Origin of the sequence: Hymenobacter caeli (assembly GCF_013294115.1) — a bacterium.
GTDB classification, from domain to species: Bacteria; Bacteroidota; Bacteroidia; order Cytophagales; family Hymenobacteraceae; genus Hymenobacter; species Hymenobacter caeli.
In genome coordinates, this window is the sequence record NZ_JABSNP010000032.1 from 12,725 (window position 1) to 35,240 (window position 22,516).

Consider the following 22,516-nt stretch of genomic DNA (forward strand, 5'->3'; position numbering starts at 1 on the left):
GCTAAGTTTAAAATTTAAGTTTCGCAATATTATGTTCACCAGGCTTCGCGAAACTTAAGTTTAAACTTCGCGAAACTTTGCGCTAAAAAGCCGCCTTTACGGCCGCGCGGTACTCTTCAAAAAAAGCCGCGTTGGTTTTGCTATCGGTAAAAACTTCCAGCACCGCCGCCCCGGCTTCGGCCGCAAAGAAAACCGGCAGCGCGGCATTGAGTTCGTCGAACGACGCGACCGGGAAGTAGCGCAGCTTAAAATCGCGGCACAGGTTCTCGGCCGTCAGGGCCTGGTGGGTTTCAAAAAACTCGTCCAGCTCGGGCTGTTGCCGGGGCCCGTCGATGATGCGGAAAATGCCGCCGCCGTGGTTATTAAATACCACCACCCGCAGGTTGGGCGTAGGGTAGTTGTGCCAGAAGGCATTGCGGTCGTAGAAAAACGCCACGTCGCCAGTCAGCAGCACCACTGGCCGGCCGGGCTGTGCCAGGGCCCCGCCCACGGCCGTGCTGTTGCAGCCGTCGATGCCGCTGGTGCCGCGGTTGGCGAATACCTCGATTTGCTTGCCTTGGGGCAGGCCCAGGATGTTGGCGTAGCGCACGGCCATGCTGTTGGCCAGGTGCAGGGCCGTGCCGTCGGCCAGGGCCCCCAGCGCGTGGCGAAAGGCCGAGAACTCGTTGAACGGCTGGCCAGCGGCCGCAAAGAAATCGGCCAGAAACACCGCCGCCGCCGCATCGGCCCGCCGCCAGGTCACGGGCGTTTCGGTGATCCCGCTCGGATTCGGACCTAGATCAAGAGCCTCGGAGGGGATGGGATTCGAACCCTCGATGTTTTTTACAGAGGAAGGATTCGAATCTTCTGTGGGGCCGTAGTCCTTGGTTTCGAACGACGACAGCTGCTGGAAGAACGTGGCCGGCTGCACCCGCACGATGCGCGTGAGGCGGCGAAACGTGTCGGCCACGGGCCCCGTGGCTTGCAGGTGCCAGTGCTGCGCCGGGGTTGCGTCGCGCAGGAACAGCTTCAAGCTCTTCGAAATCAGCGACTGCCCGAAGGTGATGAGCAGGTCGGGTTGCAGGGCCGCTTTTTGCTCCTTCGCCAAGCCAGCCAGAAAAACGTCGTGCCCGTGCACGGCCGGCACTTCGCCCAAATTAGTAATAACATCGCCCACCACCGGCACTTGCCGCGCCGCGGCAAAATCGTAGAGCGCGGCCGTCAGGCTGGGGCCGCTGGCCTGCTGCCCGGCCACCACCAGCACGCGGCCGGCGGCCCGCAGCCGCTGGCGCAAATCCAGAATCTCGGCCGGGGGCAGCACGGCATTGGCGTGGTCTTCCCGAATAATCTTCACATCCTGCTCGTACACAATATCCTCGCCCGGCTTTGGATAAAACGGCTCGCGCAGCGGGATATTCACCTGCACCGGCCCGGCGGGGCCCGCCTGGGCCAGGTTAAGGGCCTCGTTGATGATGCGCTCGGCGTGCCACTTGGCGTCGGGGTGCGTGGTGTCGGCGGGGAATTCAAATGCGCCCTTGGCGTGGGCCCCGTACAGGTTGTGCTGGCGGATGGTTTGGCCGTCGAGCTGGTCAATCCATTCCGGGGGGCGGTCGGCGGTGAGGACGAGCAGCGGGATTTGCTGGAAAAAGGCCTCGGCCACGGCGGGCGCGTAGTTGAGGCCGGCCGTGCCGCTGGTGCACACCAGCACCACCGGCCGCCGCGTGGCCTGCGCAATGCCCAGGCCGATGAAGGCCGCCGCCCGCTCGTCGGGCACTACGCGCAGCTTGCCCCGGTAGGCCGGGTGCCGCGCAAAGGCCAGGGTGAGCGGGGCCGAGCGCGAGCCGGGCGACAGAATGACGTCGGTGATGCCGTGCCGGGCGCAGATTTCGGCGATGTTGAAAACGGCTTGGTTATTCATCTTCGGAAGTAATGGGCGAGGCAGCCGGAGGTAGGGCCGTTGCCGGTACGCGCAACAAGCGGCGCGGGCTACGGTTTGCGCTTGGCGTGGGCGGGAGGGGCCGGGGCCCCGGCCTGGATCAACGCGCCCACCAGGCGTACCAGGCTGTCGAGGTCGCGGTAGTCGAGCACTTCTACGGGCGAGTGCGAGTAGCGGCCGGGCCACGAGAGCGGTACCGACGGGATGCCGTAATTCAGGAATTCCAGGCCATCGGTGCCGCCCACCGTCATGCCCTCCTGAATGGGAATGTGTTGGCGGTCGGCCAGCGCGTGCACGTTGCGCACCAAGTCGCGCCGCGCAAAGTTGATGCTCTCGACCACGCGAATAACCGCGCCCTGGCCCAGTGGGCAATGACCGAAAGCGGGTGACTCCTGCGGCGCGTCCGACGACACGAAGGTGTCAATCGGGTACACCGCGTCGGCATCGCGCAGGCCCTGGGCGGCGAAGGCCGCGCCCAGCAGGCCGATTTCCTCGCCCGTCGACCACACGCAGGTGACGCGGCAGGGCAGCTTGGCCGGGTCGAGGTGGCGCAGGTTGAGCAGCAGCGCCGCGCAGCCCGCCCGGTCGTCGAGGCCGCGGGCGGCGGCGCGGTTGGGCCCCAGCGGGCGCAGGGCCTTGGGCATGGTGGCGGTGGTGCGGCCCACCGCGATGCCCGCCGCCTGCGCCTGCTGCGCCGACGCGAAGCCCGCAAACACCGTGAGCGGCCCGGCCGCTGCCCGCTTGGTGGCGCTCAGGTATTGCGGGCGCGGCTCGAACACGGCCGGCACATCGGCCTGGCCCGGCCGGTGCAGCAGCGCCGGCTGGGCCTCCCACAGCCACGGGAACGCGCCGCCTTTCATGCCGAGCACCAGCCGCCCATCGGGCCGGATGGAATCGACCACGAAGCCCACCTCGTCCATGTGGGCCACGAATACCAGGTGGCGCTTGCCCTGGCCAAAGCTCAGCGTGAGGTTGCCGGCCTGGTCGGTGGTGGGCTTGGCCCAGGCGGGCAATTGCCGGGCAATGAACGCGCGCACGGGCGCTTCGGCGGTGCTCACGCCGTAGCTCGCCACCAGGCCCGCCAGCAGCTGGGCTTCGGGCGCGGGCTTCGGGAACGGGTATTGGGGCGGGGCGGGCGGGGCGGGGGCTAGGGCGGCGGCCGTGGTTGCCGCGCCCGCCGCCGCCCGCCACGCCCGCACGAGCTGCTGCACGTCGGCCACCGCCACGGCCTCGACGGGCGTGTGGGCGTAGCGGGCGGGCAGGCCCAGCAGGTAAGTGTGGGCGCCGGCGAGCTGCGCGTTGGGCAGCACGGGCTTGCGCGCCGGGCGGGAGGGTTGCGCCAGGGTTTGGCCGGGGAGGGCCGTGAACTCCTGGTCGGCCAGGAACTGCCCCGTGCCGGGGCCCTCGGCCTCCAGGCTGCGCTCGAAGCGGTACACCTCGTTGAAGGGGCCGTACCGGTTGGCCACGGCCTCAAAGCCCTTGTCGTTGAGCAGGTCGAGGGTCGTCCAGGCGATGACCGTGGTGCCCGGCGGCGGCGCGGCCAGCAGCGCCTGGGCGGCGGTGGCCAGGGCCACGGCGGCGGCTTTTTCGCGCATGGCCGGGGCGGCCACCCACTGCTGCGCCACCAGCACGGGCTGTTTCTCCAGCGCCACGGGGTCGAGCAGGCGAATGCCCTGCTGGGCCACGGCCGCCGCCGAAGCCGCGCCCACGTCCAGAAAAGCCGCCTGCCACGAAAAGGGCGGCAGCGTGCGCTCGGGCGCGGCCCGCAGGTTGTCGTAGTGCGACGACGGCACGCACGAAACGGCGTTGCGCGGCCCGCTGGCCGTGCCGATGCGCACGTCGTGCCCTTCCAGAAACTGGTGGTACAAGGCCCCCGCCGCCCCGCCGCCCACCGGGGCCACGCGCAGGTAGCCGTTGGCCTGAATCTGGCTCACCACGTAGCCCGGCTCGTCGAGCGGGGCCGCCAATAAGCGGCGCGGGCTGCCGCTGCCCACCACCAGCACGAGGCTGCCGAGCCGGTCGCGCCGCAGCGCGCCGGCTTTGAATAGCTGTTCTACGAAGCGGCTGGCTTCCTCTTCTCGGCCGCTTACGGCGCTGGTGCGCGCGTAGGCTTGCAGCAGCGCCGGCAGTTGTGCCTGTGCTGAGACGGCCCAGGTGCTTAGGGGAATGAGTAAAGCAAAGAAGCGCTTCATAGGCAAGGCGAAGATTTAGTGGTAGCCAGTGGCGCGCGCGTTACCGTGCGCGGCCCCGCGCCGTTTCAACGACTGTCGTTTTGGGCCGCGCACTGCGAAGTTCGCGCTGCCAGCACTGGCGCGCACGCGCATTTGGCGAGGCAAAGTAGGCGCGTGCGGCCTTACCCCAGCACCGCCGCCACGGTTTGCAGCTTCATTTCGGTTTCCTGCCACTCGCGCTCGGGGTCCGAGTCCACGGTGAGGCCGGTGCCGGCGTAGAGGATGGCCTCGTGGGCGCGCACTTGCAGGCAGCGCAGGTTCACGAAGAGGCGGGCCACGCCGGGCGCGGCCACGTTCACGGGGCCCAGGAAGCCGCTGTAGTAGGCGCGGTCGTAGCCCTCGTGGCGGCGCAAAAACTCCAGCGCGGCCCCCTTGGGCATGCCGCCCACGGCGGAGGTGGGGTGCAGCAGGCGCAGCATGTCGGTGCCCAGGCTGGCGGGGGAGGGCACGGCGCGCAGGTCCACCTCAAAATCGGTGCGCAGGTGCAGCAGCTGGCCGGCCACCACGGTGCGGGGCCCCGTTTCGTGGTACTCGCGCAGCCGCAGCTGCTTGAAGCAGTTCACAATGTAGCGGGCCACCAAGGCCTGCTCCTCGATTTCCTTCTGCCGCCAGATGGCCGTTTGGGGCGACGCGGCGGCCGTGGCGGGCTGCGTGGCGGCCAGCGCCACGGTGCGGAAGTGCCCGTCAGCCGTGACTTCGGCCAGCACCTCCGGGGTGGCCCCCAGCCAGGTGCCCACCCCCGGCACGCTCACCAGCGACACGAACGCCTGCGGGTACTTCGCGCCCAGCAAATCGAACGCCGCCAGCGGGTCGAAGCCCGGCGGCAGCGGGCGGCGGGCGGCCCGCGAGCTGACCACCTTCAGCACTTCTTTCGCCTCGATGGCGGCCACGCCCCGGCGCACCAGCCGGGTGTACTCGGCCTCGGTGGCCGCGTGCGGCGCGGGCTGCGGGCTGTGGTGCCAGGCCAGTTCGGCGGGCGTGGGCAGCGCGAGCCAGGCCGCGATGTTGGGCAGCAGCTCGCGGGCGGCGGGGGCCACGGCCACGGCGTCGGGCCGGGCCGGGTCGTAGCGCACGTCGGCGGGCAGGAACAGGGCCGGGTAGTGGTCGGAGTCGCGGAAGGGGAAGAAGGCGAACCCCGCCGGGGCCCCCGCGTCGAGGGCGGGCGGCAGGCCGGTGTAGGCGGCTTCGAGCGAGCGGGCCACCAGCAGCTGCGGGTGCGCGGCCCCGGGCTCGCGCCACGCCGCCAGCGGCCGGCCGGTGCGCAGGGCTCCGGCCACGAGGTGGCGCAGCCGGGCCGGGGCATCGAGGCCCGCGGCGGCGGCCGGCCACGGCAGCAGGCGGGGTTCGGGGGTGGGCATTAGGCGGCGGGGCGGGCGGCGGGCGGCAAGTCAATCACCGCCATCGTGAGGCGGCTGAGGCAGACCAAGGCCCCGGTTTCTTCGTGGGTGATGCGGATTTCCCACACCTGCGTGCTGCGGCCGATGTGCACGGGCGTGGCCCGGCCCCGCACCCAGCCGTCGCGCACGCCCTTGAGGTGGTTGGCGTTGATTTCCAGGCCCACGCAGGCTTGCCTGGTCATGTCCACGCGCAGCATGGCCCCGAGGCTGCCCAGGGTTTCGGCCAGCGCCACCGAGGCCCCGCCGTGCAGCAGGCCGAAGGGCTGGTGGGTGCGGCCATCGACGGGCATGCGGCCCTCGAGGTAGTCGTCGGTGAGGGCCGTCAGCTCGATGCCGAGGGCATCGGCCAGGGTGGAGCGGCCGGCGGTGAGGGCCTTTACTTCGTCAAGGGTCATGGGGGTGTAGTAGTAACTATAAGGCGGTCATGCTGAGCGGAGCCGAAGCATCTCTACCGCTGACTAATCAGGATTTACTGCTGCGGGAGAGATGCTTCGGCTGCGCTCAGCACGACGTTCTACTAGTTATGTACCGAATTCAAACCCGTACTTTGGGCCTTTGTTCCGCAAAACTACCCCCGAAAATTGAGGCCCCGGACCATCTTCCTGCTGCGCCACGGCCAGACCGATTTCAACGTGCAAAACATCGTGCAGGGCAGCGGCATTGACTCCGACCTGAACGACACCGGCCGCGCCCAGGCCGCGCGGTTTTTGGCCGCCTACGGCCGCGTGCCGTTCGACAAAGTGTACACCTCGGCCCTGCGCCGCACCCGGCAGTCGGTGCAGGGCTTCCTCGATTTGGGCCTGCCCCACGAGTCGCACGCAGCCCTGAACGAGATTAGCTGGGGCCGGCGCGAGGGCACCCGCATCACCGTGGCCGAAGACGCCGAGTACCGCGCCACGCTGGCCGCCTGGGCCGCCGGCGACGACACCGCCCGCCTGGAGGGCGGCGAAAGCCCCGCCGAGGTGGCCGCCCGCCAGCGCCCGTTCATCGAGCTGCTCAAGGCCCGCGCCGACGAGCACACCGTGCTCGTGTGCCTGCACGGCCGGGCCCTGCGCGTGCTGCTCTGCCAGCTGCTGCACTACCCGCTGAGCTGCATGCAGGGCTTCGAGCACAGCAACTTGTGCCTGTACAAGCTGGAGTTTACGGGCACGGTGTTCGTGGTGAAAAATTTCCTCGACACCGCCCACCTGCGCGACTGAGCGCCGGGGCCCGCCGGCCGGGCGGCGGCCGGGATTGGCGTGCCCAATTTTTCGGGCTAATTTTGGCCCTCCCAATTTAGCGCGACATCCCGATGGCCGAAATCATAAAAATGCCCAAAATGAGCGACACGATGACCGAAGGCGTCATCGCGGCCTGGCTCAAAAAAGTGGGCGACAACGTCAAGTCCGGCGACATCCTGGCCGAAGTCGAAACCGACAAGGCCACGATGGAGCTGGAGAACTACGACGACGGCACCCTGCTCTACATCGGCCCCAAGGAAGGCGAGGCCGTGGCCGTGGACGGCATCCTGGCCATCGTGGGCAAGCCCGGCGAAGACTTTGCGGCTCTGCTGAGCGGCGGCGGCGCGGCCCCCGCCGCGCCCAAGGCCGAGGCCGCCCCGGCCCCCGCGCCCGAAGCCCCCAAGCCGGCCCCGGCCCCCGCCGCCGAAGCGCCCAAAGCCGCCGCAGCCCCGGCCGCCGCGCCTGCCAACGGCAAGAAGGCCGCGGTGGTGCGCATGCCCAAGATGAGCGACACGATGACCGAAGGCACCATTGCCGCCTGGCTAAAAAAGGTGGGCGATAAAGTGAAATCGGGCGACATCCTGGCCGAAGTGGAAACCGACAAAGCCACGATGGAGCTGGAAAACTACGAGGACGGCACTTTGCTCTACACCGGCCCCAAAGAAGGCGAAGCCGTGGCCGTGGACGGCATCCTGGCCATCATTGGCGAGGAAGGGGCGGACATTCAGGCCCTGCTGGGCGGCCAGAGCGGCGGGGCCACCCCGGCTCCGGCCGCAGCTCAAGCGGCCCCCGCTGCCGAAGCACCCGCCGCCGCTGGCCAGGCCCCAAGCCCCGGCGACCTGGCTCCCGAAACGCCCACCGGACGCATCCTGGCCTCGCCGCTGGCCAAGAGCATTGCCAAGGAAAAAGGCATTAACCTGGCCCAGGTGAAGGGCAGCGGCGACAACGGCCGCATCGTGCAGCGCGACGTGGAAGCCTTCCAGCCCGGCCAGGCGGCCGCGCCGGCCCCGGCCGCCGCCCCGGCCGCGCCCAGCGAATACATCGCCGCCGCCCTGCCCGAGGCCGCGCCCGCCGCGCCCGCGTCCAAGGACGCCCCAGCCCCGGCCGCTGCCGAAGGCACGTACACCGATACGCCCGTGTCGCAGATGCGCAAGGTGATTGCCAAGCGCCTGTCGGAGAGCTTGTTCACGGCCCCGCACTTCTACCTCACGATGGAAATCGTGATGGACAAGGCGATGGAAACCCGCGTGAAGCTCAACGAGCTGTCGCCCGTGAAGCTGAGCTTCAACGACCTGGTGCTGAAGGCTTCGGCGATGGCCCTGCGCCAGCACCCGGTGGTGAACTCGTCGTGGCTCGGCGACAAGATTCGCCAGAACAAGGTCATCAACATCGGCGTGGCCGTGGCCGTGGACGAAGGCCTGCTGGTGCCCGTGGTGCGCAACGCCGACGGCAAGGGCCTCTCGCAGATTGCCACCGAAGTGAAGGAGCTGGCCGGCAAGGCCAAGAGCAAGAAGCTCCAGCCCGCCGAGTGGGAGGGCAGCACCTTCACCATCAGCAACCTGGGCATGTTCGGCATCGACGAGTTCACGGCCATCATCAACCCGCCCGATGCCTGCATCCTGGCCGTGGGCGGCATCAAGCAAACCGCCGTGGTGAAGGACGGCCAGCTCGCCGTGGGCAACGTGATGAAAGTGACGCTGAGCTGCGACCACCGCGTGGTGGACGGGGCCACCGGCGCGGCCTTCCTGCAAACGCTGAAAAGCCTGCTGGAAGACCCGTTGCGGATGCTGATTTAATCCCTGGTGCGCGCCGACGCAGCAGAAATATTCCGTTTTACCTTAAAAATCAGCCCATACAGGGCTGATTTTTTTGTTTCTACTCCCCAGCGAGCCTTTTTGCCGGGGCTGGGCAGGGGAATGGCCTATATTTACGCCCTACCTACTTTTCGCTGAATTATGAATAAAAAACTACTGATTGTACCATTCGTGCTGGCGAGCAGCGCCGCCTGGGCGCAGAGCCAGAGCCTGGCGGGCCAGGTACTCGACGACGCGGGCCGGCCCGTAATCGGGGCCACGGTGGTGGAAAAGGGCACCAACAACGGCATCGGCACCGACGCCAACGGGCGGTTTGTGCTGCGGGCCCGCACGGCCCAGCCGCGCCTGGTGGTGAGTGCGTTGGGCTACACCACCCAGGAGGTGGCCGCCAGCGGGGCGTCCATTGCCGTGCGCCTGGCCACGAGCAGCACCGCCCTCGAAGGGGTGCAGGTGGTGGGCTCGCGCAGCCTCAACCGTTCCGTGACCGATTCGCCCTCGCCGGTCGACATCATCGACGTGCGGCAGGTGACGGCCAAAACCGGGCAGCTCGACGTGAACCAGCTGCTGCAATTCGTGGCCCCGTCCTTCAACTCGAACCGCCAGACCGGGGCCGACGGGGCCGACCACGTGGACCCGGCCAGCCTGCGCGGCCTGGGCCCCGACCAAACCCTGGTGCTCGTGAACGGCAAGCGCTGGCACCAGTCGTCGCTCGTGAACCTGTTCGGCTCGCGCGGCCGCGGCAACACCGGCACCGACCTGAACACGATTCCGGCCGCCAGCATCGAGCGGATTGAGATTCTGCGCGACGGGGCCTCGGCCCAGTACGGCTCCGACGCCATTGCGGGCGTCATCAACATCGTGCTCAAAACCAGCACCAAGGAGCTGACGGCCAACGTGAACTACGGGGCCTACCAGGCCAAGTACCGCTTCGACGACCAGAAGCTGGACGGCGGCAACTTCAACGCCAACCTCAACTACGGGCTGCCCGTGGGCAAGGGCGGCTTCGTGAACGCCACCGTCGATTTCAACCAGCGCGAGCACACCCAGCGGGCCAACGTGCCGGCCCCCGACGGCATCCAGCGCCGCCAGTACGGCGACCCGCGGGTGTTCAACACGTCGGTGTACGTCAACAGCAAGCTGCCGCTCAGCGAGAAGGTGTACGCTTATGTGTTCGGCGGCTTCAACGCGCGCCGGGGCGAGGCCTACGCCTACACCCGCTTTCCAACCATTGGCAAAGACAGCCTGGGCCACGACATCCCCAACCCGCGCAGCAACGCCACGCTCTACCCCGACGGCTTCGATCCGGTTATCACCAGCAATGTGTTCGACGGGCACGGCGTGACCGGCGTGCGCGGCACCTTCGGGCCGTGGGACATGGACCTGAGCAACGGCTTCGGCTCGAACCGCTTCCACTACGGGCTGAACAACTCGCTGAACGCCACGCTGGGCGTGAAGTCGCCGACGATTTTTGACGCCGGCGGCTTCCAGCTCCAGCAGGACGTGGTGGACCTGAACGTGAGCCGCAACTTCAAAACCGTGGCGCAGGGCCTGAACCTGGCCTTCGGCGGCGAGCTGCGCCGCGAGTGGTACCAGATTTTTGCCGGCGAGCCCGCTTCCTACACCAACTACCAGCCCGGGTCGGGCATCCCGGGCGGGTCGCAGGGCTTCCCCGGCTTCCAGCCGCGCAACGAGCTGCACGCCAGCCGTAACAACGTGGGCGTGTACGCCGACGCCGAGCTGGACGTGACCAAGGCCTTTTTGGTGGAAGGGGCCGTGCGGTACGAGCACTACAGCGACTTTGGCAGCAACGTGACCGGTAAGCTGGCCACCCGCCTCAAGCTGAGCGACAACTTCGCGCTGCGCGGTACGCTCAGCACTGGGTTCCGGGCCCCGTCGCTGGCCCAGATTAATTTCAACACCGTGTTCACCAACGTGGTGGGGGGCGTGCCGATTGACGTATTGATTGACCGCAACAACGGCCCCGTGACGCGGGCCGTGGGCATTCCGCCGCTCACGCGCGAGCTGTCGCGCTCGGCCAGCGTGGGCTTCACGGGCCGGATAGGCTCCGTCCTGAGCTTCACCGTGGACGGCTACTACATCCACATCCAGGACCGCATCGTGCTCACCGGGGCCTTTCCTAACGACGACAACATCATCGGGCCCACCCTCACGGCCCTCAACGTGGGTCAGGCCCAGTTCTTCGCCAACGCGGCCTCGACCAGCACGTTTGGCCTCGACGCCGTGGTGGCCAACACCCTGGGCGTGGGCACCGGCCGCCTCACCACCACGCTGGCCGCCAACCTCAACCGCTTGAACGTGACCAGCGTGCAGACGACGCCCTTGCTGGCCGGCAAGGAAGATATTTTCTTCGGCCAGCGCGAGCAGGCGTTTGTGAAGGCCTCGGCCCCGCCCTACAAAATCAACCTCACCGGTGACTACAACCTGGGCCGCTTCGGGGCCCTGCTGCGGTTCGTGTACTTCGGGCCCGTCGACCTCTACGATTACACCCCCGAACTCAACCACTACCACCCGCGCCTGACCACCGACGTGGCCCTGAGCTACGCCCTCACCAACCAGCTGAGCCTGTCGGTGGGCAGCTCGAACGTGTTCAACAAGTACCCCGACTTCTTTAACCCCCAGGCCACCGAAACCGGCGGGGCCTGGGACCCCGTGCAGATGGGCTCCAACGGCCGGTTCCTCTTCGCCAAGCTGCAAGCCCGGTTTTAGAGGATAAAAGAACGTCGTGCTGACCGCAGGGAGGTATTTCTGCCGCGTAAGTGATTCTGATTACTGCTGCGGTAGAGATGCTTCCCTGCGGTCAGCACGACGTTTTAAGGGATTCCAACCATCGACCGACTGGGAGGGCGTATTTTTGCCCTATGCTCCCAAAAATTCGCTCCACGACCGTGCTCGGCGTGCGCCACAACGGCCAGATTGCCCTCGGGGCCGACGGCCAGGCCACGATGGACAAGCACGTGGCCAAAAACAACGTGCGCAAAGTGCGCCAGCTCAACGACGGCAGGGTGGTAACCGGCTTTGCCGGCTCCACGGCCGATGCCTTTATGCTGCTCGACCGCTTCGAGGAGAAGCTCGCCGCCTACGGCAACAACCTCAAGCGGGCCGCCATCGAGCTGGCCAAAGACTGGCGCAAAGACCAGTACCTGCGCAAGCTGGAGGCCATGATGGTGGTCTGCGACAAGGACGAGCTGCTGATCATCAGCGGCACCGGCGACGTGCTGGAGCCCGACACCGACGTGGCCGCCATCGGCTCGGGGGCCATGTACGCCCAGGCCGCCGCCCTGGCCCTGAAAAAGCACGCCCCGCACCTCACCGCCCGCCAGATGGTGGAAGACGCCCTGCACATCGCGGCCGATATCTGCATCTACACCAACCACAATTTGATAATCGCGGAGCCTGCTTCTTAGCTAATAGCTAATGGCTACTAGCTATTAGCTTCTCGTACTAGAAAGCTTACAAGACATATTTCTCAGAAGCTAATAGCTAACAGCTAAAGGCTAACAGCTTAAAAAAAAATGCACATCACCAATTTCCTCAAGCACCACTACCGCCACTTCAACGCCGCGGCGCTCATCGACGCGGCCGACGGCTATAACAAGCACATTGCCGAGGGCGGCAAAATGATGATAACACTGGCCGGGGCCATGAGCACCGCCGAGATGGGTATCCAGCTGGCCGAGCTGATTCGGCAGGACAAGGTGCAGATTATCAGCTGCACCGGGGCCAACTTGGAGGAGGACATCTTCAACCTCGTGGCCCACGACTTTTACGAGCGGGTGCCCAACTATCGCGACCTGACGCCCGCCGACGAGCACGAGCTGCTGAAGCGCCACATGAACCGCGTGACCGACACCTGCATTCCCGAGGAAGAGGCCATGCGCCGCCTGGAGCACGTGGTGCTGAAGTTTTGGGAGAAGGCCGACGCCGAGGGCAAGGCGTACTTCCCGCACGAGTTTTTCTACCAGATTCTGCTGAGCGGCGAGCTGGAGCAGTACTACCAGATTGACCCCAAGGACTCGTGGATGCTGGCCGCGGCCGAGAAAAACCTGCCCATCATTTGCCCCGGCTGGGAAGACTCGACGCTCGGCAACATCTACGCCGGCCACGTCATCAGCGGCGACATCAAGAACGTGCACACCATGCGCACGGGCATTCAGTACATGATTTACCTGGCCGAGTGGTACACCAAAACCGCCACTGAAGAAAGTAAAATCGGCTTTTTCCAGATTGGCGGCGGCATTGCCGGCGACTTCCCTATTTGCGTGGTGCCCATGCTGCACCAAGACTTGCAGCGCCACTCGGTGCCGCTGTGGGGCTACTTCTGCCAGATTTCGGATTCCACGACCAGCTACGGCAGCTACTCGGGGGCCGTGCCCAACGAGAAAATTACCTGGGGCAAGCTGGGCGAGAAAACTCCCAAGTTCATCATTGAGAGCGACGCCACCATCGTGGCCCCGCTGATTTTCGCGATTGTGCTGGGGCAGTAAGTCCATGAACAACCCGCCTCTGGTGCCCGGCTTCGCCGCTTCGGCTGGCCGGCCGGCCCGTTCCTTTGGGGAGCGGGCCGGCCGGGCGGCGGGGGCGGCGCTGCTCGTGCTGGGGGCCCTGGCGCTGCTGGCGTACCTGCTGACGCCCTACGCCGCCCTGCGCGACTGGTACCTGGGCCGCACCCCCGACCTCTACCGCGCCGCTACTTGGCCGGTTGCCTTCTTTACACCCGCCGTGAAAGCGCGGGGTAACGGGCTGGCCGGGCTGGCGCTGGTGGGGCTGGCCGGCCGTTGGTGGCGGCACCGCAACCGGCCGCTGCCCGCCGCCGGCCCGGCCCCGGCGGCCCCCCTGCTGAGCCGGGCCGATGCCCCCTGGCTGGCGGGGCTGCTGGTGCTGGCGGCGGGCCTGTGGGCCTGGGGGGCCACGCGGGTGCCCCCGGCCTACGACGAGGTGTTTTCGGCCGTGTTTTGCGCGGGGAGCGGGTCGGTGTTCGTGGCCTGGAGCTACTATATGCTGCCCAACAACCACGTGCTGTTCAACGTGTTGAACGGCACACTGTTTGGGGGATTGCACAATGCCTCGTTGTTGGTGTTTACGGGCCGGGCGCTGTCGGGGCTGGCCTACGCGGGCACGCTGGCCGTGGTGTACCGGCTAGGCACGGCCCTGAGCGGGCGGCGCTGGGCCGGGGCGGGCCTGGCCGTGCTGGCGGCGGTGCAGTTTTCGCTGTGGGGTTTCGGGTTCCAGGCCCGCGGCTACGCCCTGTACGCCCTGCTGCACTGGGTGGCGCTGGCCACGCTGCTTGGCCACTGGCAGCAGCCGCGGCGGCGCGGCTGGCTGGTGGCCAATGCCTGGGCCGTAGCGGCGGGCTACGCCACGGTACCCACGTTTTTGTTCTACCACGCGGCGCAGCTGCTGGCCGCCGCCGCCGAGCAGCTCCGGCAGCGGCGGTTCGACGGGCGGTTTTGGGCGTGCCAAGCGGGGGCGCTGGCGCTGGCGGGCGCGTTCTACCTGCCGGTATTGGGCTTTTCGGGCCTGGCGGCCCTCGCGGCCAACCCCTACGTGCTGCCGGCCAAAGGGCCGTTGGGAGCTTTCGTCGCCGCGGCCTGGCCAGATGTTAAAGGCTACGCTGCCTACTGCTTCGGGGGCGTGTGGCCGGCGTACGCGCTGGCCCTGCTGCCGTTGGCCCTGCTGGCTTGCCGCCCGTGGCGGCGGCTGGGGCTGCTGTACCTGGCGTGGCTGCTGGTGCTGGCGGGCGGCACGCTGGCGCTGCGGCACGTGGTGTTTCACCGCAACCTGCTGGGGCTGTTCAGCGTGGCGCTGGTGCTGGGGCCCCTGGCGGTGGGGGCCCTGCTGGGGCGCTGGCGGCGCTGGGCCGGTGCGCTGGGGGCGGTGGCGCTGGGCGTTTGGCTGGCGGTGGGCTTCGTGCGGCACAGCCCCATGCGCGACGCCACCAACCTGTACTACTACAACATCGCCGACACCTACGCGCTGGCCCAGCAGCGGCTTTGGGGCCTGCCCGCCGGGGCCTCGGTGGCCTTCGCGGAGGAAAGCTTTTACCCGTACTGGCTGTACCAGCGCGGCGGCGGCCAGGCCGCGCACCCCGCGCACCGACCGGCGTACCCGGCTGCCTACTACATCACCGCGCCCAACGACGGCCTGCCGCCCGCCCTGGCCCCGCGCTACCAGCCCGTCGACACGGTGGGCGGCTACCGCCTGTGGCGGCTCCGGGCGGGCGGGGTGTGGTAGCGGCCCGCTAGCGCCACACGCCCGCCACGGTGGTGTCGGCGAAGCTGAGGCGGGCGGGCGTGGTGCGCAGGTCGAGGGTGCCGGTGGTGTGGCGGTCGCGCACGGTGATGCGCAGCCGGTACACCTGCGGCGGCAGGTCTTGCAGGCTGATGGTGCTGCGGGCGGGCCCAATATCGGCCGTCAGGCCGTCGTGCACCACGCCGCAGTAGCGCAGGCTGAGCACGTTGTCTTCCTGCCGCAGTAGGCTGGCCACGAGGTGGTCGCTGCCGCTGGCATTGAACACGTTGTCTTTGCTGAGCAGAAACGTCTCGACCGTGCCCGGCAGCTGCACGGCCTGCTGCTGCGTGCGCAGGAGCACCTGGTACCCACTGGGCCCCGGCGCGCCGCAGCCGTTTTCCGTTGCCAGTTCTGCGCCTTCGCCGGGGGCCAGGCCCGGGTCGTCGCTTTTGCTGCAACTGAACAGCGCGAGGGAAGCGGCGAGAAGCAGGGGCAAGCGCATGCGGGCGAACGGAAAAAGGGGGATGCTGGCTAGAGGACCTCCGCGCCGCCGAAAAGGTTGCACGGCCGCCCGCCGCCGGGGGGCCATGGATCAGCGCCCAGTGCCTCGAAGCCGCGGGTCAGATGCAGGTGTAGTTATCAGCTATTTTATTAAACCTCCTCCGTGTCAGGAGGGTAATTCCAATAGTCTGCTTGCCAAAAATGATTCTTGTGTTCAGGCCATATTATGTGAATTTCTTCTAGCAACTGTCTGCCGCCTACAGTCACGGAAGTTTCGTGCGAAAAATAAAGAGCGAATTGAAAGTCCTTATCGGTGTACATCCGCTCGAGTCCATCATAGAAGAATGTGCAATTACGAAGGGGCTGTATGCTTACTTCACCATCTTCAACAAGTTCATAAACCTCAGTTAAGCTATAAATACGACCTATCGTATTAATTATTTCTTTCTCAAAAATGTCAAAGTAATCAGCATGATAAATCTCTGTATTCTCAATAGCTTCATTCCCGCTTATGGGAATCCAGCCGAATGGAATTCGCCATTTCCACCGCGCATTTAATTCTAGAATTATTAAGTCTTTGTCCACTGGTGTAATTACTGAAAAGTAAAAATGCCCGCTTTCCTTCAAGCTAAAGGAAAGCGGGCATTGTAAGAGCTACTTGTTAGCTAAAACCGGAACAGCGGCCGGTACGGGTTCCAGAGGCCCCACGGAATCATGAGCAGCACCAGGGCCAGGGCGACGCCGTAGTAGATGAAGGCGGTTTTGTGCTTGGCCGTGTCGTCGAGGCGCTTTTTGGACAGCGTGCGGCCGATTTGGGCGATGATGACGGCCAGCACCATGAGGGCCACGTGCTCCATGCCGAAGAAGCGCACCGCCGGGTCTTTCATGGCACCGGCTGCTTTCATGGCTTTGAAGCCGTATTGGGGACTGAGGCCGAAGTACAGGCCCAGGCCCACGATGAGCTGCAACAGCATGAAGCCCACGAAGCTGGCCCCGAAGGCGTTGTCGCCCTTGGCAAACGGGCGGTGGCCGGTCCAGCCCACGTAGGCGCGGTACACGGCCACGAGGCCGGCCCCGAGCACGAAATAGCGGAGGTAGGAGTGCAGATAAAGCAGAACTTGGTACATGGTGCTGAAAGAAGCGTGGGGGTTGGGTACTACAACAAAAGTAGGGGCAAGTTGGGGCCCTAGCGGCCCTTGCCGCGCTTCACCAGGTAGGCGTACAGCACCTTTTCAAAGGGCTCGCGCACGTCCACGGGCACGAAATCAATCTTGAGTTGCCCGCAGCGCAGGGCCAAATCCTGCTCGAAAGTGGCCATGGCGGCGCGGTACTGCTCCCGAATTTGGGAGGGCTGGAGCTTGATTTCCTGGCCCGTTTCCACGTCTTCGAAAATGTATGGCCGCTCGGCGAAGTCGAAGTTGGCCTCGGTAGCGCGGTCGAGCACGTGAAACAGGAGTACCTCGTGGTGCTGGTGGCGCAGGTGCTGGAGCGCCGCCAGCGCGGCGGCCTGCCCGGCCGCGTCGCGCCCCAGCATGTCGCTGAAGAGGATGACGAGCGAGCGTTTGGGAATCTGCTGGGCGATGGTGTGGATGACGCCCGCCACGTCGGTGCCGCGCCGGGGCCCCGCGGGCGCGGCCGGGCGCTCGAGCAGGCGTTGCAGGGCCAGCAGCAGGGCGTGGCGGTGGGTGGTGGTGGAGCGCACCGGCGTTTGCAATTCCACCCGGTCGGCGAAGGTGACGAGGCCCACCGCGTCGCGCTGCCGGGTGAGGAGCGTGGCCAGGGCCGCCGCCGCCACCACGCTGAACGTGAGCTTGGCGTGGTCGGGGGCGGGGTAGTACATGCTCGGGCTCACGTCGAGCAGCAGGTGGGCCCGCAGGTTGGTTTCTTCCTCGTAGCGCTTCACGAAGAGCTTGTCGGTGCGGGCAAACACCTTCCAGTCGATGTGGCGGGTGCTCTCGCCGGGGTTGTAGAGGCGGTGCTCCGAAAATTCGACCGAGAAGCCGTGGTACGGCGACTGGTGCAGGCCGGTGATGAAGCCGTCGACGAGCTGACGGGCCAGGAATTCCAGGTTTTCGAACGAGCGGACGGCGGCGAGGTCGGGGGCGGGCATGGGCGGGCGAAAGGGGCGGCGGGGCCCCGGGGGCCCTGTTCAAAGATACCACGTCGGGGCCCCGGGCGCTTTCATGTTCGGCTCACCGTACCTACATTCGAATTCACATCAATCGATTGCTCTATTCATCAACTTTACCTACCGAACGCCTGTGGACGACCGCCCCGACCAGGAAGAGATTTATTCCCAACGCATTAAGGCTGGCAAGCGCACGTATTTCTTCGACGTGAAAGCCACCCGCGGCCAGGATTACTACCTGACCATCACCGAAAGCAAGCGCCGCCAGAACGGCGACGACTCGGTTTCCTACGAGAAACACAAGATTTTCTTGTATAAAGAAGATTTTTTGAAATTCGTGGACGCTCTCCAGGACGCCGTGGACTACGTGCGCGAGGAGTTGCTGACCCCCGAGGAAGTGGCCGAGCTGGACCGCCCCCGCGAGTACGACGAGCGCGACCGCCGCGACGCCCCCGCCGCCGAGCAGCGCCCCACTTTCGACGCCAACCGCAGCGACGCCAACCGCAGCGACGACAGCTACTAGGGGCCCCTGGCTACGTATTTGGCTAAGCAACGGCGCGAACGGACCTGGGTCCGTTCGCGCCGTTTGGCGATGGCGCGAATTTGCAGAAGCCACGCTATGGCGCGTCGTACCTTTGCGGCCGAATTGCGCCCAACTCGCGATTTGTAATTCAACACTCATAACTCAAGAAAATGGGCCTCCGCTGCGGTATCGTGGGCTTGCCGAACGTCGGCAAATCCACCCTGTTCAACGCCTTATCCAACGCCAAAGCCGAATCGGCCAACTACCCGTTCTGCACCATCGAGCCCAACGTGGGCGTGATTACCGTGCCCGACGAGCGCCTGCAAATCCTGGAGGCGCTGGTGAACCCCAAGCGCGTGCTGCCCACCATCATCGAGTTCGTCGACATTGCCGGCCTCGTGAAGGGCGCCAGCAAGGGCGAGGGCCTGGGCAATAAATTCCTGGCCAACATCCGCGAGGTGGACGCCATCATCCACGTGGTGCGCTGCTTCGACGACCCCAACATCGTGCACGTGGCCGGCGGCGTGGACCCGGTGTTCGACAAAGACGTGATTGACACGGAGCTGCAAATCAAGGATTTGGAGAGCATCGACAAAAAGCTGGTGAAATCGGAGCGCAGCGCCAAGGCCGGCGACGCCGCGGCCAAAAAGGAAGTGGCGGGCCTGCAAAAGTTTAAAACGGCCCTCGAAGCCGGCCAGAACGCCCGCGCCGTGGCCGCCACCGCCGACGACCTGGAAGCCGTGGCCGACCTGCAGCTGCTCACCGTCAAGCCCGTGATTTACGTGGCCAACGTGGACGAGGCCAGCATCGCGTCCGACGGCAACCACCACGTGGCCGCCCTGCGCGCCCACGTGCAAGCCGAGGGGGCCCAGGTGGTGCTGGTGTCGGCCGCCATCGAGGCGCAGATTGCCGAGATGGAGGACGCCGACGAAAAGGCGATGTTTCTGGGCGAGTACGGCCTCACCGAGTCGGGCCTGAACAAGCTCATCCGCGCCAGCTACGAGCTGCTGAACCTCATCACCTACTTCACCGCCGGCGTGCAGGAAGTGCGCGCCTGGACCATCCACCGCGGCGACAAGGCCCCGGCGGCGGCCGGCGTCATCCACTCCGATTTCGAGAAAGGCTTCATCCGCGCCGAGGTTATCAAACTGCCGGATTACCAGGAGTACAAGACGGAAGTGAAAATAAAGGAAGCCGGCCGCATGGCCGTCGAAGGCAAGGACTACGTGGTGCAGGACGGCGACATCATGCACTTCCGCTTCAACGTGTAATGCGCCGGTAATGCGCCGGGCGGCTGGCCCGAACAGCTTGTAAACGGACGGCCCCCGTGCTTCGCTAAGAAGTACGGGGGCCGTCCGTTTGGGGCCCGGACGCTTATTCGGTGCGGCCCTGGTACACGATGCTGGACAGCTGCTGCCGGGTGAAGGTGAACGTGTAGCGCTGGAGATGCTCGGCGTCGGCCACCGTGGCGGTGTTGGCTATTTCGTGCTTGAAGGCCGTTTCAAAGGCCTTTTTGCTCATGCCCACGTGCACGCCCTTTGCCAAGCGGAGCTTACCGGACGTGGCGACGAAAGAAACCGCCAATGTTTTGGCTGGGGTCTGGTAAAATACAAATTTGTCGGTGCCCAGTGCATAGGTGAGCACGTAGTCGGTTTGCTTCGGGTCGGACGGGTGAAGCTGCTGCCGTTTGCTGAACGGCGTGGCTTTGTACTTCGCCAGAAACGGCTTTAAATCGAGGCGGGCGGCCTTGACGAAAGCGTCGTTGCAGAGCGCCGTTTTGGTAGGGTTGATTTGGGCCCGCGCCGGGGTGGCCGCCAGGCTCGTTAGCAACAGCGCGGGTAGGGGGAAAAGTAGGGGTCGTATCATTCTTATTTTAATTATATATTAGAAAGTATTCTGCCGAAATATAACTTCCGTTTCCATTGCGGTACCCGGCGAAGCGGTTGGGGGCTCAGCGCCAGCGCTTCGGAGGGCCGGTAACCGGCTAAGCTGCCCTTGCCCAAGCCCAGTATTTTCCCGGCTGTGTTATGTTTTTCGGATTAAAATATTGTTAAGCGAATATATTTTCAGGGTTGCGTTACATTTGTGAAGATGGCATGAAGATGTTCTTCAGTCGAACCAAATGCGCCGACTTGTGAAACGACACCTGCTTTTAGTACTGCTGGGCTTCGTACTTTTTGCCGTGACTCCCCGGGCCCGGGCCCAAGGGGTTACCACATCCGCCATCAAAGGGCTGGTGCTGGATGCGAAAGGCCAGCCGCTGCCGGGGGCCACGGTGGTGGCCACCCACCTGCCGTCGGGCACCATTTATGGCAACGCCACGCGCGACAACGGGCAGTTCGATTTGCTCAATATGCGCATCGGGGGGGCCTACGAGGTGAAAGTGTCGTTTGTGGGCTACGAAACCTTTGTGCAAAGCAGCATCCAGCTGGTGCTGGGCAAAACGTTTGAGACGCGGGTGACGCTGAAAGAGGGCAGCGGCCAGCAGCTCGACGAAGTGGTGGTGCGGGTGAACCGCGACGGCCAGATTAACCCCGACCGCACGGGGGCCGCCACCAACATCAGCGCGATGGCCCTGCGCAGCCTGCCCACCATCAACCGCTCGCAGGACGACTTCACGCGCCTCACGCCCCAGGCCAGCGGGCTGAGCTTCGGGGGGCGCAACACGCTCTACAACAACTTCTCGCTCGACGGCTCCAGCTTCAACAACTCGTTTGGGCTGGATTCGCCCACGCCCGGGGGCCAAACCAACTCGCAGCCCGTGAGCCTCGACGCCATCGAACAGATTCAGGTGAGCCTCACGCCCTACGACGTGCGCCAGGGCGGCTTCACCGGGGCTGGCGTGAACGCCGTGACCAAGAGCGGCACCAACAGCTTCCGGGGCACGGCCTACACGTATTTCCGCGACGAGAGCCTGATTGGCAGCAAGGTGCAGGGGGCCACCATCGCCAACCCCAGCCTGAAATTTAACCAGACCGGCTTCGCCCTCGGGGGCCCCCTCGTGAAGAACAAGCTGTTCTTTTTCACCAACGCCGAGTTCACCCGCCAGACCGGCCCGGGCCAAAGCTTCCGGCCGGCGGCCAGTCCCGCCGAGGCCCAGCAGGCCGCATCCCGTTCGTGTGGCTCTCGAACCAGGCCTCGAACACGCAGTTTGGCAACGGCTACACGTACCAAATCAACGCCACGGGCCGCGACTTCAAGTTTCCGCAGGTGTGGCGCTCCAACCTGGCCGTGGACCACGAGCTGCCCGGGGGCCTGGTGGCCACGCTGGAAGCCATCTACACGAAGGACATCAACGCGGTGGTGCACCGCAACTACAACTTCGTGACGCCCACCCAGGCGCTGAGCGGCGCGAACGGCGGCGACAAGCGCCGGATTTACCCCGCCGCCGGGCCCCGCCTCAACTCATTCACCGGCCCCGACGGCCAGTTCACTTTTCTCGACGCGGGCGTAATTGGGTTGGAGAACACCAGCCAGGGCTACCAGTACTCCGTCACCGGGCAGCTGCGCAAGGAGTTCGCCAATGGCTTTTATGCCACGGCGGCCTACACCTACGCCCAGGCCAAGGACATCACCTCGAACCCCGGCGAAATTGCCGGCGACGCCTACCAGCGCCTGCCCGTGGTGGGCAACACCAACCAGCCCGCGCTGGCCTACAGCGACTTCGGCTTGGAGCACCGCGTGATTGCCGCCGCCGGCCGCCGCTTCGCCTACGCCCACGACCACCTGGCCACCACGGTGGGCTTCTTCTTCGAGGCCGGCCAGGGCAACCGCTACAGCTACACCTACGCCGGCAACCTGAACCGCGACAACATCGACGGCAACGACCTGATTTTCGTGCCCGCCACCCAAAGCCAGATCAACCTGGTGGCCTACACCAACGCCGCCGGCCAGAGCGTGTCGGCCGCCCAGCAGTGGCAGCAGCTCGATGCTTACCTCAACCAAGACCCGTACCTGAGCCAGCACCGCGGCGACTACACCGTGCGCAACGGGGCCCTCAGTCCCTGGTGCAACCAGCTCGACGCCAAGCTGATGCAGGACTTCGTGGTGACGACCGGCGGCGGCAAGCACAACACCTTGCAGCTCAGCTTCGACATCCTCAACCTGGGCAACCTGCTGAACGCCAACTGGGGCAACCGCCAACGCGTGGGCAACAACCGCCTCATCGAGGCCAGTTACCCCAGCGCCACCAGCCCCGACACGCCCGCCTTCACCTTCCGCGGCGGCAGCCAAACCTACTTCACCGACGCCAGCATCGCCAGCCGCTGGCGGGCCCAGGTGGGCGTGCGCTACATTTTCGATTAGCGCGACTCACTGCCTCATTGTGTGAACGCGCGTAGCAGAGCTTTGCAGAATACCCCTAACTTCAACGCCCCGACCAATAATTTGGTCGGGGCGTTAAAATCGAGGACCTGATAGATGAGAAATAGTTTATTGCTATTACTGAGGTGGTCTAGTCAAGGCGCACAGAAGCAGGACGTATATTTCCTGAGTCATGAGTGCAGAAAAGACCAAGAAGACGCCGGATAAACGGCGTA

18 protein-coding genes and 1 pseudogene are annotated in these 22,516 nt (G+C 65.6%); 10 read left to right on the forward strand and 9 right to left on the reverse strand.

What is annotated here, in order from left to right; all coding sequences use genetic code 11:
• Positions 1–82: 82 nt before the first annotated feature.
• From menD to HNP98_RS20865, 4 genes are all read right to left on the reverse strand, one after another.
• A complete protein-coding gene (menD, locus tag HNP98_RS20850) occupies positions 83–1,897 on the reverse strand; it encodes a 2-succinyl-5-enolpyruvyl-6-hydroxy-3-cyclohexene-1-carboxylic-acid synthase (protein ID WP_173812121.1) in 1,815 nt (604 codons plus the stop codon).
• A 68-nt stretch (positions 1,898–1,965) separates the two neighbouring features.
• Positions 1,966–4,107 carry a M20/M25/M40 family metallo-hydrolase gene (locus HNP98_RS20855; protein ID WP_173812122.1) on the reverse strand — a complete coding sequence of 714 codons (2,142 nt, stop codon included), beginning with the start codon at positions 4,105–4,107 and terminating at the stop codon, positions 1,966–1,968.
• Between the two features lie 161 nt (positions 4,108–4,268).
• Positions 4,269–5,504, reverse strand: a complete 1,236-nt coding sequence (locus HNP98_RS20860) for a chorismate-binding protein (protein ID WP_173812123.1) — start codon at positions 5,502–5,504, stop codon at positions 4,269–4,271.
• Positions 5,504–5,938, reverse strand: a complete 435-nt coding sequence (locus HNP98_RS20865; protein WP_173812124.1) for a hotdog fold thioesterase — start codon at positions 5,936–5,938, stop codon at positions 5,504–5,506. Before HNP98_RS20865 ends, HNP98_RS20860 begins: the two co-directional genes overlap by 1 nt.
• 186 nt (positions 5,939–6,124) lie before the next feature.
• On the opposite strand from HNP98_RS20865, the gene HNP98_RS20870 reads away from it, so the two are divergent.
• The 6 genes from HNP98_RS20870 (at position 6,125) to HNP98_RS20895 (ending at position 14,829) form a co-directional block, all read left to right on the forward strand.
• On the forward strand, positions 6,125–6,742 hold the full coding sequence (locus tag HNP98_RS20870) for a histidine phosphatase family protein (RefSeq protein WP_173812125.1): 618 nt from the start codon (positions 6,125–6,127) through the stop codon (positions 6,740–6,742).
• A 92-nt stretch (positions 6,743–6,834) separates the two neighbouring features.
• Positions 6,835–8,559, forward strand: coding sequence for a pyruvate dehydrogenase complex dihydrolipoamide acetyltransferase (locus HNP98_RS20875; RefSeq protein WP_173812126.1), 1,725 nt, complete (start codon positions 6,835–6,837; stop codon positions 8,557–8,559).
• Positions 8,560–8,718: 159 nt separating this feature from the next.
• The gene (locus tag HNP98_RS20880; RefSeq protein ID WP_173812127.1) at positions 8,719–11,304 is read left to right on the forward strand and encodes a TonB-dependent receptor; all 2,586 of its coding nucleotides are present in this window, start codon (positions 8,719–8,721) and stop codon (positions 11,302–11,304) included.
• Positions 11,305–11,456: 152 nt separating this feature from the next.
• The gene (gene hslV / locus HNP98_RS20885; RefSeq protein ID WP_173812128.1) at positions 11,457–12,002 is read left to right on the forward strand and encodes an ATP-dependent protease subunit HslV; all 546 of its coding nucleotides are present in this window, start codon (positions 11,457–11,459) and stop codon (positions 12,000–12,002) included.
• Positions 12,003–12,110: 108 nt separating this feature from the next.
• Complete coding sequence (locus HNP98_RS20890; protein ID WP_173812129.1) at positions 12,111–13,082, forward strand: deoxyhypusine synthase family protein; 972 nt, start codon at positions 12,111–12,113, stop codon at positions 13,080–13,082.
• A gap of 4 nt (positions 13,083–13,086) precedes the next feature.
• A complete protein-coding gene (locus HNP98_RS20895; protein WP_173812130.1) occupies positions 13,087–14,829 on the forward strand; it encodes a hypothetical protein in 1,743 nt (580 codons plus the stop codon).
• 7 nt (positions 14,830–14,836) lie between these two features.
• Here HNP98_RS20895 and HNP98_RS20900 read toward each other — a convergent pair whose 3' ends face one another.
• The 4 genes from HNP98_RS20900 to HNP98_RS20915 form a co-directional block, all read right to left on the reverse strand.
• Positions 14,837–15,328, reverse strand: a complete 492-nt coding sequence (locus HNP98_RS20900; protein ID WP_173812131.1) for a hypothetical protein — start codon at positions 15,326–15,328, stop codon at positions 14,837–14,839.
• Between the two features lie 149 nt (positions 15,329–15,477).
• Positions 15,478–15,912, reverse strand: a complete 435-nt coding sequence (locus tag HNP98_RS20905) for a hypothetical protein (protein WP_173812132.1) — start codon at positions 15,910–15,912, stop codon at positions 15,478–15,480.
• An 80-nt stretch (positions 15,913–15,992) separates the two neighbouring features.
• Positions 15,993–16,454, reverse strand: a complete 462-nt coding sequence (locus tag HNP98_RS20910) for a hypothetical protein (protein ID WP_173812133.1) — start codon at positions 16,452–16,454, stop codon at positions 15,993–15,995.
• 59 nt (positions 16,455–16,513) lie between these two features.
• Positions 16,514–17,437 carry a DUF58 domain-containing protein gene (locus HNP98_RS20915; protein ID WP_173812134.1) on the reverse strand — a complete coding sequence of 308 codons (924 nt, stop codon included), beginning with the start codon at positions 17,435–17,437 and terminating at the stop codon, positions 16,514–16,516.
• A 151-nt stretch (positions 17,438–17,588) separates the two neighbouring features.
• On the opposite strand from HNP98_RS20915, the gene HNP98_RS20920 reads away from it, so the two are divergent.
• Both HNP98_RS20920 and ychF read left to right on the forward strand, forming a co-directional pair.
• Complete coding sequence (locus tag HNP98_RS20920) at positions 17,589–17,978, forward strand: DUF3276 family protein (RefSeq protein ID WP_317171169.1); 390 nt, start codon at positions 17,589–17,591, stop codon at positions 17,976–17,978.
• A gap of 170 nt (positions 17,979–18,148) precedes the next feature.
• The gene (ychF, locus tag HNP98_RS20925) at positions 18,149–19,249 is read left to right on the forward strand and encodes a redox-regulated ATPase YchF (protein WP_173812135.1); all 1,101 of its coding nucleotides are present in this window, start codon (positions 18,149–18,151) and stop codon (positions 19,247–19,249) included.
• Positions 19,250–19,352: 103 nt separating this feature from the next.
• Here the strand turns inward: ychF and HNP98_RS20930 are convergent, their stop codons facing one another.
• The gene (locus HNP98_RS20930; RefSeq protein WP_173812136.1) at positions 19,353–19,844 is read right to left on the reverse strand and encodes a hypothetical protein; all 492 of its coding nucleotides are present in this window, start codon (positions 19,842–19,844) and stop codon (positions 19,353–19,355) included.
• Between the two features lie 256 nt (positions 19,845–20,100).
• Between HNP98_RS20930 and HNP98_RS20935 the strand changes: the two are divergent.
• Together HNP98_RS20935 and HNP98_RS20940 are read left to right on the forward strand one after the other, a co-directional pair.
• Positions 20,101–21,044: pseudogene (locus tag HNP98_RS20935) on the forward strand (carboxypeptidase regulatory-like domain-containing protein); the annotation flags it as partial.
• Between the two features lie 51 nt (positions 21,045–21,095).
• Positions 21,096–22,283, forward strand: a complete 1,188-nt coding sequence (locus tag HNP98_RS20940) for a hypothetical protein (protein WP_449552325.1) — start codon at positions 21,096–21,098, stop codon at positions 22,281–22,283.
• Positions 22,284–22,516 lie beyond the last annotated feature (233 nt).

Excerpts from the sequence above, each read along its gene's own strand:
- menD (WP_173812121.1), bottom strand. The coding sequence starts at position 1,897 with ATGAATAACCAAGCCGTTTTCAACATCGCCGAAATCTGCGCCCGGCAC.
- HNP98_RS20855 (WP_173812122.1), bottom strand. The coding sequence starts at position 4,107 with ATGAAGCGCTTCTTTGCTTTACTCATTCCCCTAAGCACCTGGGCCGTC.
- HNP98_RS20860 (WP_173812123.1), bottom strand. The coding sequence starts at position 5,504 with ATGCCCACCCCCGAACCCCGCCTGCTGCCGTGGCCGGCCGCCGCCGCG.
- HNP98_RS20865 (WP_173812124.1), bottom strand. The coding sequence starts at position 5,938 with ATGACCCTTGACGAAGTAAAGGCCCTCACCGCCGGCCGCTCCACCCTG.
- HNP98_RS20875 (WP_173812126.1), top strand. The coding sequence starts at position 6,835 with ATGGCCGAAATCATAAAAATGCCCAAAATGAGCGACACGATGACCGAA.
- HNP98_RS20880 (WP_173812127.1), top strand. The coding sequence starts at position 8,719 with ATGAATAAAAAACTACTGATTGTACCATTCGTGCTGGCGAGCAGCGCC.
- hslV (WP_173812128.1), top strand. The coding sequence starts at position 11,457 with ATGCTCCCAAAAATTCGCTCCACGACCGTGCTCGGCGTGCGCCACAAC.
- HNP98_RS20890 (WP_173812129.1), top strand. The coding sequence starts at position 12,111 with ATGCACATCACCAATTTCCTCAAGCACCACTACCGCCACTTCAACGCC.
- HNP98_RS20895 (WP_173812130.1), top strand. The coding sequence starts at position 13,087 with ATGAACAACCCGCCTCTGGTGCCCGGCTTCGCCGCTTCGGCTGGCCGG.
- HNP98_RS20900 (WP_173812131.1), bottom strand. The coding sequence starts at position 15,328 with ATGCGCTTGCCCCTGCTTCTCGCCGCTTCCCTCGCGCTGTTCAGTTGC.
- HNP98_RS20910 (WP_173812133.1), bottom strand. The coding sequence starts at position 16,454 with ATGTACCAAGTTCTGCTTTATCTGCACTCCTACCTCCGCTATTTCGTG.
- HNP98_RS20915 (WP_173812134.1), bottom strand. The coding sequence starts at position 17,437 with ATGCCCGCCCCCGACCTCGCCGCCGTCCGCTCGTTCGAAAACCTGGAA.
- ychF (WP_173812135.1), top strand. The coding sequence starts at position 18,149 with ATGGGCCTCCGCTGCGGTATCGTGGGCTTGCCGAACGTCGGCAAATCC.
- HNP98_RS20930 (WP_173812136.1), bottom strand. The coding sequence starts at position 19,844 with ATGATACGACCCCTACTTTTCCCCCTACCCGCGCTGTTGCTAACGAGC.